Origin of the sequence: Bartonella bovis 91-4, from assembly GCF_000384965.1 — a bacterium.
In the GTDB taxonomy this organism is placed as follows: domain Bacteria; phylum Pseudomonadota; class Alphaproteobacteria; order Rhizobiales; family Rhizobiaceae; genus Bartonella; species Bartonella bovis.
Genome location: NZ_CM001844.1, coordinates 291,370 through 309,126, shown reverse-complemented (window position 1 = coordinate 309,126; position 17,757 = coordinate 291,370). Strand labels below are relative to the sequence as shown.

Here is a 17,757-nt window from a genome sequence, read left to right as displayed (position 1 = left end):
AGTAATAATATTCAAACATTAAGCAAGAGATATTCACGCTCCCACGGGCTAATCACTTGCATAAAAGTTTCAAATTCTTGTCGTTTGATAGCAGCATAAGTGCTTACAAATGCATCTCCTAAAATAGCGCGTAACACTTTATCTTGTTCAAATAAATTGACCGCTTCAATCAATCCGCGTGGTAATTCAATATTATCAGAATTTACAGTTTTTTCTGCCGGTTCATCTGGTTCAAGCTTATGCTGCAAACCAATGAGCCCACACGCTAAAGAAGCAGCAAGCGCTAAATAAGGATTAGCGTCCGACGAAGGAAGTCTATTCTCAACACGTCGTCCTTGTGGAACAGAACGTGGCACGCGAAATGCTGTAGTACGATTATCGTATCCCCACCGCAAATTAACCGGCGCTGAAACGCAAGGCATAAGGCGTCGATAAGAATTAACATAAGGAGCAAGCATAACAAATACTCCAGCCATATGCTTTTGCAAACCACCAATAAAGTGGCGAAAACACATACTTTCCCCACCATCTTTTTCTGTAAAAATATTGTTTCCAGTTTTTTTGTCGATAACAGACTGGTGAATATGCATGGCAGAACCCGGTTGCCCCTGAATAGGCTTGGCCATAAAAGTTGCATACATATTATGTTTAAGTGCTGCTTCACGAATTGTTCGTTTAAACATAAAGACTTGATCAGCTAATTCAATAGGATCACCATGCCGTAAATTAATTTCAAATTGACCAGCTCCTTCCTCATGAATGAGAGTATCAATTTCCAATCCTTGTGCCTCTGAAAATTGATAAATATCGTCAATCAACTCATCAAATTCATTAACACCCGCAATCGAGTAGCCTTGCCCACCACCAATCGAACGCCCAGAACGACCAACTGGAGGTACTAAAGGGTAATCAGGATCAGGATTCTTTTCTACTAAATAAAACTCAATTTCTGGTGAAACAATCGGTTTCAGCCCCATTTGAGCATAAAAATCAATCACTGTCCGTAAAACATTACGCGGCGTATAATCAACAGCTTGCCCATTTTGATATACAAGATCACAAATCACCTGTGCTGTAGGTGCATCTTCCCATGGCACAATACTCAGTGTAGAAAGATCAGGCTCAAGACGCAAATCACCATCTGTCTTTGGATATTCAAAACCATTTCCATCTTCGGGATAAGATCCTGAAATCGTTGTCATAAAAACTGCTGAAGGCAATGCTAAAGATGTCTCTGATGTGAATTTTTTAGAAAGCATCATCTTGCCACGTGCTACCCCCGCTTGATCAGGTGTAATACACTCAATATCTTCCACATCTCGAAATGAAAGCCACTGCGAAACTTGTTCCCAATTGTTTACACCACGCAAACTTTTTAGAAAATCAGAAACAGGCTTATAACCTTTGCGTTTCATTGGCTCGCTATTTCTCACAGCTATAACACACAAACCCAAAAAACAATTAAAGCTCCCCCTTGTTATGGTATCATTTTATACATAAACACCTGCAAAAACTGCATTGATTTAATTTGTTTTACAGAACATCATAAGCTTTATCAAGATAAAATGCGCTTCATGATCTTTCCAAACTTTGAATTATATTAAAATATATTGGAAAAATGGTACGGTTGGTGGGATTCGAACCTACGACCTCTGGTGCCACAAACCAGCGCTCTAACCAACTGAGCTACAACCGCCTAAAAAATATTTATTCTTCGTCTGTGTGACATACGGAAGATCAAAAGAGTTTGCAAGCCCCTTAAAAAGAATCTTACATTTTTTTGTGAAAATACAACAATCTTACGATAAAAGAAGTGCACGTTTTGCCCAATTGTCAACACTATGATCACGATAAGCTTTTATAGTATCAGCACCATCTTGCTGCATAATCTGCAAAACATCCTTCATAATAGTTACGGCAAGTTCTGGCCCCTCATAAATCATTCCACTATACAGCTGGACTAAATCTGCTCCGGCTTTAATTTTTTCCAAAGCTGTTTGTGCATCACGTACACCTCCAACACCAATAATTGCAATCTCCTTACCCAATTTTTGACGCATTTTCGCAAGCACAATGGTGGAATGCTCAAACAGTGGACGCCCTGACAACCCTCCTTCTTCGCTAATTAATGCACTATTCTTAAGACCCTGACGTAAAAGGGTAGTATTGGAAACAATTAAACCATCAAAATCAGATAGTTTCATTTCTTCAGCTATATCGTCTAATTCCTGCTCCGTTAAATCAGGTGCAATTTTTAAAAAAATCGGAACAGAGAAACTATGTTTTTCCTTTTTTTCATTACGCGCTTGTGAAATCGCCTTCATTAAAAAACTCAAACTCTTACGCGCCTGTAAATCACGCAACCCTGGTGTATTAGGTGAAGAAATATTAATTGTGAAATAATCAGCTACATCATAAAAACAAGTAATACCCGCAATATAATCATCAATCCTATCGACCGTATCCTTATTAGCGCCAATATTGATCCCTATAATACCATCTTGCTTACGCGCACAAATCCTTTTGTAAACGGCCTGATGTCCGTCATTATTAAAACCCATTCTATTAATAATAGCTTCATCTTCTACCAAACGGAAGAGTCGTGGTTTGGGATTTCCCATTTGAGGTTTTGGTGTAACTGTACCAATCTCAGTAAAACCAAATCCTAAATTCAAAACACCATCTATAACCTCTGCATTTTTATCGAACCCCGCAGCAAGACCAATAAAATTTTTAAATTCAAGACCTGCAACAGTCACACACAAACGCTTATCAAAAATCTTTAAGCATTCACTCAATCCTGTTTTTAACCCAGCAATGGCCAAACGATGCGCACGCTCTGGATCCAACATAAATAAAACAGAACGACCAATACAATGAAAAAAACTCACAAAATCTCTCTTTATAAAATGAAAACTACCATTTTCATCTTATTTTAATTTTCCAAAATCAAAAACCACCAATAAAACACACTATACAAATAAAGAAATCAACTCCCAAAACAAGAAGAAATAATTAATCAAGCTTATTTTAAAATATCGATTGATAAAGCGATTATTCTTATTTCGAAAATGCTTTTTTACTCCCTTTAACAACTTCTTCACATATTAAAAAATTGATCAATCTTCCTACAAAGAAAAAGACGATCTCGTAAATACGCCTTCTTTTTCAAAATTTTTCTATAAAATTCCTGAATTGATTTTATCAATAAAATATATTTTCTCACTTTGTCATTGAAAAGAAAGAGTATATACAACTTTTACCCAAAAGCTTTTCATTCATCTGAACCTTAAAAGTACTATCGTATCATGAAGCATTAATTAGTATTTTTTACACATTACAATACTATGAAAAAAGAATGCTGATATTTGCAATGTAATTTTTCAAGAAAATAAACCTTCTCTCTCTTTCTTTTTTTACCAAAAGCAATAGTTAAAACAGCTATACATCATATACATGAGGAGGGAAATGCAATGCTTAAAGAATTCAAAGAATTTGCCTTAAAAGGAAATATGATTGATCTTGCTATTGGTGTGATTATAGGAAGTGCTTTTAGTGGCTTGATCAATTCAATTGTCAACGATATTTTTATGCCAATCATCGGCTTTATCACAGGTGGTATTGATTTTTCTAATATGTTTATTCAGCTTGCCGGCGAGAAAAAAGCCACATTAAGTGCTGCAAAAGAGGCAGGTGCTACCATTGCCTATGGAAACTTTATAACACTTTTTATCAATTTTTTGATTATTGCTTTGATCCTTTTTTTATTTGTCAAAGGCTTAAATAAAATGCGCCGGCAAAAAGAAGTGGCAAAGCTAAAAGAAATGTCTCTTGAAGAACAACTCTTGACAGAAATTAGAGATTTATTGGCCCAAAAAGATCAATCCATTACATAGCTTCACTCACGCAGCACAGGAAAAAACATCTCTACAGTTGTTCCGTGATTGGGTTTTGAAAATAACAAAAACTGGCCACCAACCTCTTCCACCATTGTTTTACATATTGGAAGTCCTAAACCAGTCCCGACAAATACGTTGTCCCCACATCGGCCATCCTTGTGTTCTACCTGTCCATAAGGTTGCATGGCTTGCACAACTTCTTCATCACTCATCCCTAAACCATTATCACTAATTGAAATCTTTACTCGCTCTTTTTTTCCATAAGAAACATGAATAACAATTTGTCCACCTGAAGGCGTAAAACGGATGGCATTGGAAAGAAGATTCCATATAATCTGTTGAAATATTTGTTGCGATATACAAATAGATGGCACACATGCCGGTGTAATAATACGCATAATAATGCCATTATGATTTGCCTGCGTTTCAAGAAAAGCTACACTGGAACGCAAACAAGCTGTTACATCAAATTTTTGAGTTATAAGAGATGCATCAATTGTGCTATTTGAGCTAGAATAATTTGCTTTAGAGGACTCTAATAATTGATTAACTAGAGATAATATATGTTTTCCAGACAAAATAATATCATGTAAATATCTACGATAACGCTCATTTTCTATTAAACCAAAACGGCCATTTTTCATAATTTCTGCAAAACCAATAAGAGCATTCAAAGGTGTTCGCATTTCATGAACAACTTCAATCACTTTATTTTCTTCTGATATTGTATCTAAAGGCGATAAAATCATTCCTGTCATATCACGCAACATAACAGCATAATTGTCTTGTAGAGTCAAAGGTACAATTGTCATAGAAACCCTTATATTCTCGTTATTTTTTGTTATCAAATCAGCTATCTCACCACGATTAAAGATTTGATTTTTTCCCTTCATGCGGATCAGTTTAAAATATTCTTCAATCAAAACTCGGCTTTGCAACGTAAATAATGATGATAACTGCCGTGCCAGTAATTCATCCATTTCATAACCAATCAACGCCAAAGCAGCGTCACTAGCGGACTGAATACAACCCTGTCCATCAAGCCACAAAACACCATCAGTTACTGTATCTAACAATGATAAAATTACTTCAGGTTCCTTTATTAAAGCTTGTTTTACAATATTCACCGGTAATATCTGTGCACATGGCAATTGGACTGCCGTTTCCTTAACTGTATTTTCGTGCTCCAAGGACAAATGTAATTCGCCACGCAACCGTTCTGCAATTTCATGAAAAGCTGAACGCTCTATCTCTGAAAGACCCGATGTTTTTACATTCAGTTTTTTATTTCTTTCATCTTGTATATTTTCTTGTGCTTTTAAAATCCCAAAACCATGGAATCCCTTGAACTGACGATTGATATCAAAAACTGGAACAGCAGACAATTCAACATCAACTCGTTCTAGACAACCGTCAACAGGCCAATGAACTTTCTGTTTTTTCCAAGGTATAGCCGCTTCAATAAAGCTACTTAGTGATCGGTATCGTTCATCATTAAATTGATCAGCAAGTTTATGACAATCAGATCCTATAATATTGGAAGACATAGGGCCGACAATTTCAGCTAACTCTTTTGAAATCTCATAAAAATAGCCATTTGCATCCATTTTCCAGATAAAACGCCGCGGCAAAAGATGTGGCTTAAAACTAAAAGTTTCTTGACCTTTATCCAATTCATTTTCATTCAATTGCGTATATAACACTAAAAAACTCGTCGGTTTTACTCCTAAGCGGACCACACCAATTTGTGTATTAACACCTGCTATAGGTAAAACAGTTGTCACCGGAATATCATCATCAATCGTTTGGAGTAAAATTTTAACTGTTTCATCAACAAAATTAAAATGGGAAGAAGCTTCCAACACAGCTGCATGTTGATCAATAATTGCAGCAAACATTGCTGCATCATTCAAACCAGCAATAAGAGAAACATCCTCTTCTGGCAAAGCTTCAAGTACAAATGCTTTACCTAGACCAGTAATATCAATAGAAATTATAGAAAACTCAGCACAGCACTTTAAACCATGCAACGTGATAGAGCGTGTATATTGTGCATTTTTTAATATTTGGCGACGCAGTTCTTCATCAAAGAAAGACTGATGTTTAATGGCCTCTATAACAGAAGAAAAACCAAAAAAACGTGCTGCAGCGCCATTTAACCATAGAATCTTTCTACCATCGAAAGATAAGACAAAAGCTATTTGTCCTTTTATAAAGGCCTGTTTAATTTCTTTACATTTTAGATAATCTAAAAATGCTAAAGACATTTTCAACCTCTTTTTTATTCAGCTGCACTATTGCCAATAATTTTAAATATAAGATAGCATTTCTACTTTGTCTTTCTCTATAAATTCTTTTTAACACTTCGCGACATAAAAATTAAGAGCGGAAATAATGTCCGCCCTTATGAAATAAAGTTTTTAATTTTTAAAATTACTGTCTTTATGCACTTTTAAAATTCATCTTAATCATTACGCCCATTGAGTAAAATTTCACGTTTCCCCACATGATTAGCAGCTCCAACAATACCTTCTTCTTCCATCCGTTCAACGAGAGAAGCAGCTTTATTATAACCAATTGCAAGTCGACGCTGAATATAGGATGTTGAACATTTTCCATCACGCATTACAACCTTAACAGCTTGCATATAAAGTTCTTCACCGTCCTCATTAGAACTTCCCGCCGCAATAATTTCAGCAACTGAATGAGCATCTTCGATCTTGTCATCATCGTGTTCACTATCTGTTACTGTTGCTAAATAATCAGGTTTTCCTTGTACTTTAAGATGAGCAACCACAGATTCAACTTCTTCATCAGAAACAAAAGGCCCATGAACACGCTCAATGCGTCCACCACCAACCATATAAAGCATATCTCCCTGACCTAAAAGTGTTTCAGCACCTTGTTCACCCAAAATTGTACGACTATCAATTTTTGAAGTTATCTGAAAAGAAATACGTGTAGGAAAATTTGCCTTAATCGTGCCGGTAATCACGTCAACAGAAGGACGTTGTGTTGCCATAATAAGGTGAATGCCTGCAGCACGCGCCATTTGTGCTAAACGTTGAATGACGCTCTCAATCTCTTTACCAGCAACCATCATGAGATCAGCCATCTCATCAACAATAATAACAATATAAGGTAATTGTGTTAAAGTCATCTCTTCTTCACGATAAAGTATTTCACCACTTTCCTTATCAAAGCCAGACTGAACGGTGCACATAATCGTCTCACCTTTTTCGACAGCAAGCGCAACTCGTGCATTAAAACCATCAATATTACGTACACCTAATTTTGCCATTTTGCGGTAGCGTTCTTCCATTTCACGAACAGCCCATTTTAAAGCTGTTACAGCTTTCTTTGGATCAGTGACTACAGGTGTTAAAAGATGAGGAATACCATCATAGACAGAAAGCTCCAACATCTTAGGATCAACCATAATTAAACGGCATTGCTCTGGTGTCATTCGATAAAGAATGGATAAAATCATTGTATTAATAGCAACAGATTTGCCTGACCCTGTAGTACCTGCAATCAATAAATGAGGCATTTTTGCTAATTCTGCAATTACAGGATCACCATTAATTCCCTTCCCCAAGGCAAGAGCTAATTTAAATTCACTATCGCGAAAAGTGCTCGACTGAACTAATTCACGCAAATAAACAGTTTCACGTACCGCATTTGGTAATTCAATTCCAATAACATTGCGCCCAGGAATCACAGCAACACGTGCAGACATGGCAGACATAGAACGAGCAATGTCATCAGAAAGACCTATAACTCGCGATGATTTTACCCCAGCAGCCGGCTCAAATTCATACATTGTTACCACCGGTCCTGAGCGAACATGAATAATTTCACCCTTAATACCAAAATCTTCCAAAACGCTTTCTAAAAGTCCAGAACTACGCTCCAACATTTCTTGAGAAATCACCGTATCATCCTGAAAAACAGGCTCTTGTAATAATTCAATTGGAGGTAATTCATAAGTACCACTAACAATAGATTGGGAAGTTGGTACAAAAGCAGAGGTATGGTTGCGAAATGACATATCAGCGGTTCCCATTATGCTTCCTGCTGCTTTCATTACAGAAAGATTTTCAACGTTTTTTGTCACATCAGCTGTCATATAATGAGCAATATTATTGGAATCATTGCCTACTGCAGTGTTTATCACATCGCTTATCTCATAATCAGGCGTTTCAATAACAGACAGCTCTTGAACCTTTTCAATTTCTTCGTTTTCCTTAAAAACAGGCTCAGCACTCTGTATCTGAACCTCTTTAACAATCTCATCGTTAATATGATTTAAATCAGAAATTCCCTTAATAGCCTTAACATCATTTTCTGAAACTTCTGACACAGTCACATTATCAAATTGCGGGAAATGACATTCAAACACGCGGTAAAGAGTAGAAACTGTTTCATCAAAAGAAGAAACACTTCCCAGCAAAGTCTTATTATTTTCTAAATTAACAAGCGCAACTTCTTCTTGCAAAGTTTGAATACTAACTTGCTCTAGTAAAAAGGGCGCATATTCAAAAAATGCATTATCAGAAAGATAAGCAACAGCTTTCGATTCTTGTGCTACTTCCTCTACCTGTAAGGTACGCTCCATTGTATCCTTTTCAATTGGTGCACTAACAGCCTGTTGCACTGATTGCCCAAGGGTTGTTGAACAATAAAGTGATGCTTTATTTTCAAGTGATTGAGATTGAAACACCTTTTCTGCAGCCTGAGGTTGCGCTTTAAATTCCGTAACATCCGTTAATTTTTGCGGTTCTTGCTTTGCAAAAGCTTTAAACCGTTTTGCAAAAACTGGATTTTCTTCTATACGACGACGCAAAATTTCAACTTCTGGAGTTCGAGTGAAACGCACATTCTGTTCAAGAGTAAAAGCCTTCTTCCATACTGTTGGATAAGAAAACATCTTATCAAAAATGTCAGATGAGTTTTGTTCTGATGCACTTTCTGCATTCTTATCAACCAAACAAGATGTAGACATAGATATAGTTTTTAAATTACGCATGACACCCAACAAAATTATAACAATGAAAATAATTTTTTAAAAAGAACGCGCAAGCAATACATCATGAAGGTTAATAACCTTTTGTCATCAGCCAATTTAAAACAAAAATAAGCCTTATTAATTGTATTTTTATCAAGAAAAATTCAAATGTATCTAAAATTTTTAGAAATCCATCTAATAAAAAAGCCTTGATTCGATTTTCTCATAAGCTTTTAACACTGTTCACAGACGTGAAGTATGAACAACGCATAAAACAACTCTATTCATGCAAACACCAATCATAAAAATGATATAAAATAATCATTACTTTTTTTAATTTGGCAAAACCCCACCCATCTCAATACGCTTGATACTTGCAATATAATAATCAACATTTACTCGTATTCAACAAAAATAGTTTTGTTATAAAAAATTCTAGTAGTATACAATTTTAAAAACGAAGAAATAGGAAGCAAGCCATGTTAAATAAACGAAAATTTTATATTAATGGCCTCTGGCAAGATCCGAGCATTTCCAATGATCTATATGTCATTAACCCCTCAACAGAAGAAGCTTGCGCTATTATCAGCACTAGCAGTATCCAAGATATAGATAAAGCGATTGCAGCTGCTAAAAAGGCTTTTCAAAATTGGAAAACAACCACACCAACTCAACGTCTTGCCTTTGTTGAAAAAATTTTAGAAATCTATGAAAAACGCTTTGAGGATATGGCTAAAGCCATTTCAATGGAAATGGGTGCTCCTATCGATATGGCACGCCATGCGCAAACTACAGCCGGTAGTTATAATATTCGCGATTTCATCAAAGCTTTTGAAGAATTTTTATTCCAAAAAGCTTTGATAAAAGGAAATAACAATGCAATCCTTCAATATGATTCTATTGGCGTTGTAGGATTGATCACTCCATGGAATTGGCCCATACATCAAATAACCCTTAAAGTTATTCCAGCATTATTAGCTGGCTGCACTATGGTTTTAAAACCCTCTGAAATTGCTCCTCTTTCTGCCATGCTTTTTACTGAAATTTTAGATGAAGCTGCTCTGCCGGCTGGCGTTTTTAATCTCATCAACGGCGATGGAGACAATGTAGGTTCTTATCTATCTTCTCACCCAGATATAGCAATGATTAGTTTTACCGGCTCAACCAGAGTAGGAAAAGTTATTTCTAAAAACGCTAGTGATACTTTAAAGCGTGTCTGTCTAGAACTTGGAGGTAAAGGAGCCAATATCATCTTTGCTGATGCCGATATAGATGCTGTACAACGTGGTGTACGACATTGTTTTTACAATAGTGGACAAAGCTGCAATGCACCAACGCGCATGCTTGTAGAACATTCCATCTATGATAAAGCTGTAAAAACGGCACAGCATATTGCTGAAACAACCATGGTAGCCTCGAACCATAAAGCAGGAGATCATATTGGCCCTGTAGCCTCAAAACAACAATATGATAAAATACAAGCCCTTATCCAATCTGGAATTGATGAAGGTGCAACTCTTGTCGCAGGTGGAATTGGTTTACCCATAGGAATGACACGCGGTTATTATGTACGCCCGACAGTTTTTGCCGATGTCAAATCTGACATGCGCATTTTCCGAGAAGAAATATTTGGCCCAGTCCTTTCAATCCTTCCTTTTAATACAGAAAATGAAGCTGTCACCTTAGCCAATGACACAGAATATGGACTCACAAACTATATACAATCGCAAGATCAAGCTAAATGTCGGCGTATTGCTGTACAATTGCGCTCTGGTATGGTGGAAATTAATGGACACAATTTACCAAATGGTAGTTATTTTGGAGGAGTAAAATTTTCCGGACGCGCCCGTGAAGGCGGAAGATGGGGGATTGAAGAATTCCTGGATACCAAAGCAATTTCATACTGGTAAAAAATCTTATAAAACTTCAAAAACAGGATCGCATGGTGATACAACAAATAACGGATGAGAGTGCTCTTGGACAACGTATTGATCAATGGCTTGCTAAAAAATATCATAATGAACTATCGCGTTCACGTTTGCAAACTCTGATCCGTGAAGGCTATCTTAAAGTTGATGGCCAATCAATAAAAGAACCGAAAACAAAATTGCAACCCAACCAGGCAATTGAATTGACGATACCTCCTCTCAAGAACATACATCTTGAAGGTGAAGCTATTATACTCGAGATCCTATTTGAAGATGACCATATCATTGTTATTAATAAACCAGCTGGCCTTGTTGTCCATCCCGGTCATGGCAATTGGACGGGCACATTGGTTAATGCCCTTATTCACCATTGTGGCAATAGTTTATCTGGCATTGGTGGTGTTAAACGTCCTGGTATTGTCCACCGCCTTGATAAAAATACAAGCGGAATTATGGTTATTGCTAAAAATGATTTTGCTCACAAAAGTCTCAGCGCTCAATTTTCTGACCACGGGCGTACTTGCGCACTAGATCGGCGCTATCATGCTTTGATTTGGAACGCTCCACGTCGCAACATTGGAACAATTGATGTGCCACTTGGTCGTTCCCCCCATAACCGAATAAAGCAAACTGTTTTCCGTCACCAAAATGTGCATGCTCGCCGTGCTATTACACATTTTTCTTTACTTGAAAAATATAAAACATGTGCAGATGCAGAACCTTTTGCCAGTCTTTTGGAATGTCGTTTGGAAACTGGACGCACACATCAAATCCGTGTTCATATGGCCCATATTGGACACCCACTTGTAGGAGATACAGTTTATGGAAATGCCTTTAAAACAAAAGCAAACACACTTAATTCGATAATTAAAAACGCTATCGACCAATTTAACCGGCAAGCACTTCATGCAGCTAACCTTACCTTCGAGCATCCCGCAAAAGGTGAAGTTATGTCTTTTTCCTCACCACTCCCTCAAGATATGGCTGAACTTATCAATCATTTTAAAAAACTTAATCGGAACTTTTACCCACCTCAATGATTTCATAATAAAATATCCATTTTCGAACAAAATTAAAAATTATAATGATGGAAAAAAGAAAGAAATACTTATATAGTACTTGGAAATAGAATTTGCCTTATTAGGGAATTCATGTGAAAGGAGGGTGCTATATGGCCCATGTAAACTTACCATCAATAGTAGCAGATGATGGAGGTCTGAGTCGTTACTTAGAAGAAATACGTCGTTTTCCAATGCTTAAGCCAAAAGAAGAGTATATGTTAGCTAAGCGTTATCGTGAACATAACGACCCAAAAGCTGCGCATAAACTAGTAACAAGTCATTTACGTCTTGTAGCTAAAATTGCAATAGGATATCGAGGTTACGGCTTACCTATTGGAGAGGTTATTTCAGAAGGTAACATTGGACTTATGCAAGCTGTTAAACGTTTTGAACCAGAACGGGGATTTCGTCTTGCAACTTATGCGATGTGGTGGATTAAAGCATCAATCCAAGAATATGTCTTACGATCTTGGAGTCTAGTAAAAATAGGAACAACTGCTAATCAAAAGCGCTTGTTCTTCAATCTTCGTAAATTAAAAAATAAACTTCAAGCTCTTGATGACGGTGATCTCAATGCAGAACAAGTCAAAGAGATTGCGACGCGATTAAATGTTACAGAAGATGAAGTTGTATCCATGAATCATCGACTTAGCGGCGATACTTCACTTAATACACCTCTTCGCACAAAAGAAGGTGAGAAAAGTGAATGGCAAGATTGGTTAGTTGATGATTCAAATAGTCAAGAGCAAATTTTGATTGAACAAGATGAATTAGAAAATCGTCGCTCCATGTTAATACACGCTCTAGATAATCTTAATGAGCGCGAAAGGTATATATTTAAAGCACGTCGGTTAAACGATGAAGCGCTGACACTTGAAGAGCTCTCAAGTACATTTAATATCAGCCGAGAACGCATAAGACAAATCGAAATGCGCGCATTTGAAAAAGTGCGAAATTCTATTAAAGCAGCTATTCTATCCCAGAAAAAAGCACAAAAACAACGCTGTTTGCACATTTCTGAACATGAATCAGTTAAGATAGAGAGATAATCCAATCATACCTATAAACTAACCTGTTAAAAGGTTGGTTTATAGGGCTTTAGCTTTTTAAAAGAAGCTATTTTCACCTCTTTCATTTTAATATATTTTTTTCTAATCGAAAATTGTTGGTTTAGCTGTTTGTGCAAGCCATTGTTCAATAACTTCATTAAAAATAGCCTTACCTGTTGGCCCCTTTGTAAAAGTTAATTCGTGCATATGGCCATTTTTGTCACTTATCACCAAATGAATCCAATCTAACTCTCGAATCATTTGTAAGTTTTGGTTAAGAAATGGATAACTGTTACTTAATGCAACAAGAAAAAAATCATCATCAATCTTAGCTATAGGAGCTCTCTCTAAAGGCTGACCAATTGATTGTTTATTTGCCTTAAAGGTTAGCTCTTTAATATCATGTATTGCTTGACTTGAAAATTTATCAGTAGTGATAAAAACAAGATCCATAATATAAGCGGCAGGGAAAGATGGATCGATATTACGGCGCAAAGTTAACTGTAATAATAAGCCCTCACTTGGAATATTTATATTACCTCGTATAGCTAATTCTTCTGGTGCATTTTTAATAGAAGCTTCTTTGATAAGCGACCACCAAGCATTACCCGTTATCACTTTTTCTGAATCATGATCTGCGTATATTTTATAGAATATAGCTTCACCTGGATGTTCAATTGTTTTCGAATCGGTAGAAACAATTGTCAATGCTTCCTTCTCACTCAGAAATTCCGTTTTTTCAATTGAACCTGTAGTATCAACTTCACTCCCATCTTCCAATAAGCGTTGCATCAACTTTTGATTAGTTTGGCCTTCTTTTTGTGATCCATGAAATTGAATATTTGCCTCCTGTATCTGATTATTGTATGATCCAAACATATATTCACCAACAAAAAAAACGCTTATCAATAAAATAAAAAAAATAATAAAGATAGCGATACCTATTAAGATACGTTTTCTCACAATTGGTCGTTTAGCGCGCCGAAGAGCCTGAGCAAAAATATGTGAAACAACATGAGAAGTATCTATTTGCAAAGCGGTTTCTTTAAGAATATTTTTTTTCACATTTGAATGTATTTTATGCGAACAAGGAGTTAAAGTAGTATCTACATTAACAGACTCCGTATTTGACATATTCGATTCTACAGAAATCTTATCAAGTGCCTTTTTACTCTTTCTACCTCTAACAGATAATTGTTGCCTTTTTTCTTCTGTAACTACAACCAACGTATCATTATTTTGCGACAGTATAGACTGTTGTGTACTTTCGTTATCATCATCTTTACCTGTAAAATCCCACCCCATAATTGAAGAAAGTAACTCTTTTTCAGCAGTTAAATATTCCTCTTCAATAGCCGTAATAGCACTTTGTAAAGCCTGTCTTTGCGCATCTGCCATTTTTTTTGGCATTTTTATTTTTACAAACTTGTGCTCTAGTATTTCAAAGGCTTGTTTATAAATCCGCTCGCGCAACTGTGGTGTAATATTATTTTGTGCATCAATTTTCTTTTTTAAAATCCCAACGAAATCTACCATATTTTATATAGTCTTTCTCAAATTTAAGAAAAAATTTAGTTCACAAAAGCTTAAACCGTTTTTAACCTCCCTTTTTGAATCTTTTAAATTGATTATAATTTACATTGGCACAAAATATTGTAGCAGTTTTAAAATGCATAAAAAATAAACAATATTAATTTATACTCTTTTTCACACATATGAGTCCCTATTCTCACTAAAAAATAGAGAAAATATAAGTTTAAAGCCAATATTGAAATCTACAAACAACGATTAATCTGCAAAAGGATCAGTAATAAGGATTGTATTTTCACGCTCAGGGCCAATTGACAATAAAGCTACCGGTACACCTATCAATTCCTCAATATAGCGTATATATTTAATAGCCTGCACCGGCAATTCTTTCCAGCTTTTTGCACATGTTGTCGTTTCCTTCCAGCCCTTTAATGTTTTATAAATTGGCTTTACATGAGCTTGTGCCTCCATAGAAGATGGCAAATAATCAATTCTTTTACCATCAAGTTCATAACCCACACAAACTTTAATTTCATCTAAGCCATCTAGAATATCAAGCTTTGTCAGTGCAATACCATGAACGCCACAAATATCTACCGTCTGACGTACTAAAACAGCATCAAACCAACCGCATCGACGCTTTCGACCAGTCACAACACCAAATTCATTCCCATGCGTCCCAAGAAACTCACCAACATCATTTATCTGCTCTGTCGGAAATGGCCCCTCTCCCACCCGTGTGGTATAAGCCTTTGTAATACCTAAAACATAATGAATTGAACCAGGCCCCATACCTGAACCTACAGCAGCTTGCCCAGAAACTGTGTTAGATGATGTCACATAAGGATAAGTTCCAAAATCATTATCTAACAACGCACCTTGTGCACCTTCAAAAAGAATGCGCTTTCCCATCCGAGAGCTCTCATTCAAAAGACGCCACGTACAATCCATAAAAGGTAGAATTTCATCTGCTACTTGCATCAATTCATCATGTAGCATTTGTGAATCAATTTCTGCAATTCCCATACCACGACGTAAAGCATTATGATGCTCCAAAAGACGCTCAATCTTAGCCATAAGTGTATCAGTTTCAGCTAAATCCCTCACATGGATAGACCGACGACCTACTTTATCTTCATAAGCAGGACCAATACCACGTTTTGTCGTACCAATTAGTAAACTTGAAATATTATTTTCTCTCGCCGTATCAAGATCGCGGTGTACAGAAAGGATTAAAGGAGCGTTTTCAGCAATACGCAAAATTTCTGGTGTAATCTTCACGCCCTGAGAGCACAATTTTTTTAATTCTGCAACAAAATGATGGGGATCAACCACAACACCATTACCGATAATTGACAGCTTTCCACGAATCAAACCTGATGGTAAAAGTGATAATTTATAACTCACTCCGTCAATAACCAGTGTATGACCTGCATTATGCCCTCCTTGATATCGGACAACAATATCTGCACATTCTGACAACCAATCTACAATTTTACCTTTGCCCTCATCACCCCATTGTGTGCCGACCACTACCACATTGGTCATAATTCTCTCCATCGTATTTGGTGAAATAACGCCAGTATCCCAAACCAAGCGGCTTCTTATAGCTAAACCCTATAAAAAGTGCGACTCTTCATTTCAACTTCTTGCCGATTTCATATTATTAAGCCACAAATTCCCTGATAATCAAGATAAATCACATCATAAATACCAATATTTTAGCTCATTTTTTCTTTTCTAAGATATGGTGAATAACTCATTTGTACATTCCGATCTTAAAAATCTAAATAATGGTTTGTATAATTTATCTAATAAATTATACAAAATATCTCACATAAGTTGCTGCACTCTAGTTACTGAAAAAACCGCATTATGAAAAATAATAAAGATTATTTAAAGATGAGCTTTTTCAACTTGAAATGCCCATTCAAGCCAGTCTGTTAATAACTTAAGATCAGAAGCTTCAATTGTTGCACCAGTCCAAATCCGAAACCCTGGAGGAGCATCCCGATAAGCACCAATATCATAAGCAACACCAGCCTTATCAAGACGGGATACAATTGCTTTCACAAAAGATCTCTGCTCTTCAATATCCAAATCAGCAATAATTGGATCCACAATTGTTAAACAAACAGATGTATTAGAACGTGTTTGAGGAACTTTTGCTAAGTGCTCTAACCAAACTGTTCTACGGACAAAATTATCAAGAATGGCAAAGTTTTTATCGGCTCGTGCTATTAATGCCTGCAAACCACCTAAAGATTTTGCCCACCTTAATGCATCAAGATAATCTTCAACGCATAGCAAAGAAGGTGTATTAATCGTCTCGCCATTAAAGATACCTTCGTTTAATTTTCCGCCTTTTGTCATGCGGAAAATTTTAGGCAAAGGCCAAGTTGGAACATAATGCTCAAGCCGCTTAATAGCACGAGGACTTAAAATCAACATACCATGAGCCGCTTCACCCCCTAAAACCTTTTGCCACGAAAAAGTAACAACATCTAATCTTGAAAAATCAAGATCTTGTGCAAAAATTGCTGATGTTGCATCGCAAATTACTAAACCTTCACGCTTCTTTGGAATGAAAGATGCATTAGGAACACGCACACCTGAAGTTGTCCCATTCCACGTAAACACAACATCACGATCAAAATCAATTTTTGTTAAGTCTGGTAATTCACCATAAGGAGCTTCCAACCGACGCACATCAGAAAGTTTTAATTGCTCAACAACATCGGTGATCCAGCCTGAACCAAAGCTTTCCCAAGCCACCATATCAACACCCCGTTCTCCTAATAAAGACCATAGAGCCATCTCAACAGCACCTGTATCCGAGGCAGGAACAATACCAATACGATAATCAGAAGGAACTCTAAGAATATCACGGGTTAAATTAATAGCTTCAGAAAGTTTTAATTTGCCTAGCTGGGCACGATGCGAACGCCCAAGCAATGCATTTTCAAGAACCTTAACGCTCCACCCAGGCCGCTTACTGCAGGGACCTGAAGAAAAATGAGGATTACTGGGACGAGAATACGGTTCCTTCAACAATATCATTACTTTACTTCCGGCAAAAAGTTCACTTTTCGTTGAAGAAAATCGCTTATTGAAACGCCACTCTTATAGCCTAGTTATGCAAGCATAAAAAGTGTTTTCTATTTTATTGCTAAAATTAAACATAAAAAAGACCTTATATGAATCACACTTCAATCAAGAAATGCCTTTTAATTTAATCCTTTAAAAGGCATTTCTCTTTGTTTGCCCCAAAAGAAAATTAGT

11 protein-coding genes and 1 tRNA gene are annotated in these 17,757 nt (G+C 36.5%); 4 read left to right on the top strand and 8 right to left on the bottom strand.

Annotation, left to right across the window (positions count from 1 at the left end):
• Positions 1–11 precede the first annotated feature (11 nt).
• The 3 genes from BBBE_RS01405 to BBBE_RS01395 all read right to left on the bottom strand — a co-directional run bounded on the left by BBBE_RS01405 (position 12) and on the right by BBBE_RS01395 (position 2,891).
• Positions 12–1,415 carry a glutamine synthetase family protein gene (locus tag BBBE_RS01405; RefSeq protein WP_420806239.1) on the bottom strand — a complete coding sequence of 468 codons (1,404 nt, stop codon included), beginning with the start codon at positions 1,413–1,415 and terminating at the stop codon, positions 12–14.
• Between the two features lie 204 nt (positions 1,416–1,619).
• Positions 1,620–1,696, bottom strand: a tRNA-His gene (locus BBBE_RS01400).
• A gap of 103 nt (positions 1,697–1,799) precedes the next feature.
• Complete coding sequence (locus tag BBBE_RS01395; protein WP_010700835.1) at positions 1,800–2,891, bottom strand: quinone-dependent dihydroorotate dehydrogenase; 1,092 nt, start codon at positions 2,889–2,891, stop codon at positions 1,800–1,802.
• Between the two features lie 582 nt (positions 2,892–3,473).
• Between BBBE_RS01395 and mscL the strand changes: the two genes are divergently transcribed.
• Positions 3,474–3,896 (top strand): large conductance mechanosensitive channel protein MscL, encoded by a 423-nt coding sequence (gene mscL / locus BBBE_RS01390; protein WP_010700834.1) that lies wholly within the window; start codon positions 3,474–3,476, stop codon positions 3,894–3,896.
• A 2-nt stretch (positions 3,897–3,898) separates the two neighbouring features.
• Here the strand turns inward: mscL and BBBE_RS01385 are convergent, their stop codons facing one another.
• Together BBBE_RS01385 and BBBE_RS01380 are read right to left on the bottom strand one after the other, a co-directional pair.
• Entirely contained in the window at positions 3,899–6,166 is a 2,268-nt protein-coding gene (locus BBBE_RS01385; protein ID WP_010700833.1) for a PAS domain-containing sensor histidine kinase, read from the bottom strand.
• Positions 6,167–6,363: 197 nt separating this feature from the next.
• Positions 6,364–8,928, bottom strand: a complete 2,565-nt coding sequence (locus BBBE_RS01380; RefSeq protein ID WP_010700832.1) for a DNA translocase FtsK — start codon at positions 8,926–8,928, stop codon at positions 6,364–6,366.
• A 458-nt stretch (positions 8,929–9,386) separates the two neighbouring features.
• Between BBBE_RS01380 and BBBE_RS01375 the strand changes: the two genes are divergently transcribed.
• From BBBE_RS01375 to rpoH, 3 genes are all read left to right on the top strand, one after another.
• Positions 9,387–10,817: an aldehyde dehydrogenase family protein gene (locus tag BBBE_RS01375; protein WP_010700831.1), complete on the top strand. Its 1,431-nt coding sequence runs from the start codon at positions 9,387–9,389 to the stop codon at positions 10,815–10,817.
• 32 nt (positions 10,818–10,849) lie between these two features.
• On the top strand, positions 10,850–11,875 hold the full coding sequence (locus BBBE_RS01370; protein WP_010700830.1) for an RluA family pseudouridine synthase: 1,026 nt from the start codon (positions 10,850–10,852) through the stop codon (positions 11,873–11,875).
• Positions 11,876–12,006: 131 nt separating this feature from the next.
• Positions 12,007–12,945 (top strand): RNA polymerase sigma factor RpoH, encoded by a 939-nt coding sequence (rpoH, locus tag BBBE_RS01365; RefSeq protein WP_010700829.1) that lies wholly within the window; start codon positions 12,007–12,009, stop codon positions 12,943–12,945.
• Positions 12,946–13,047: 102 nt separating this feature from the next.
• Here rpoH and BBBE_RS01360 read toward each other — a convergent pair whose 3' ends face one another.
• The 3 genes from BBBE_RS01360 to BBBE_RS01350 all read right to left on the bottom strand — a co-directional run bounded on the left by BBBE_RS01360 (position 13,048) and on the right by BBBE_RS01350 (position 17,535).
• Positions 13,048–14,481, bottom strand: coding sequence for a hypothetical protein (locus BBBE_RS01360; RefSeq protein WP_010700828.1), 1,434 nt, complete (start codon positions 14,479–14,481; stop codon positions 13,048–13,050).
• A gap of 252 nt (positions 14,482–14,733) precedes the next feature.
• Complete coding sequence (locus tag BBBE_RS01355) at positions 14,734–16,023, bottom strand: adenylosuccinate synthase (protein ID WP_010700827.1); 1,290 nt, start codon at positions 16,021–16,023, stop codon at positions 14,734–14,736.
• 348 nt (positions 16,024–16,371) lie between these two features.
• A complete protein-coding gene (locus tag BBBE_RS01350; RefSeq protein ID WP_010700826.1) occupies positions 16,372–17,535 on the bottom strand; it encodes a phosphoserine transaminase in 1,164 nt (387 codons plus the stop codon).
• Between the last annotated feature and the right edge of the window lie 222 nt (positions 17,536–17,757).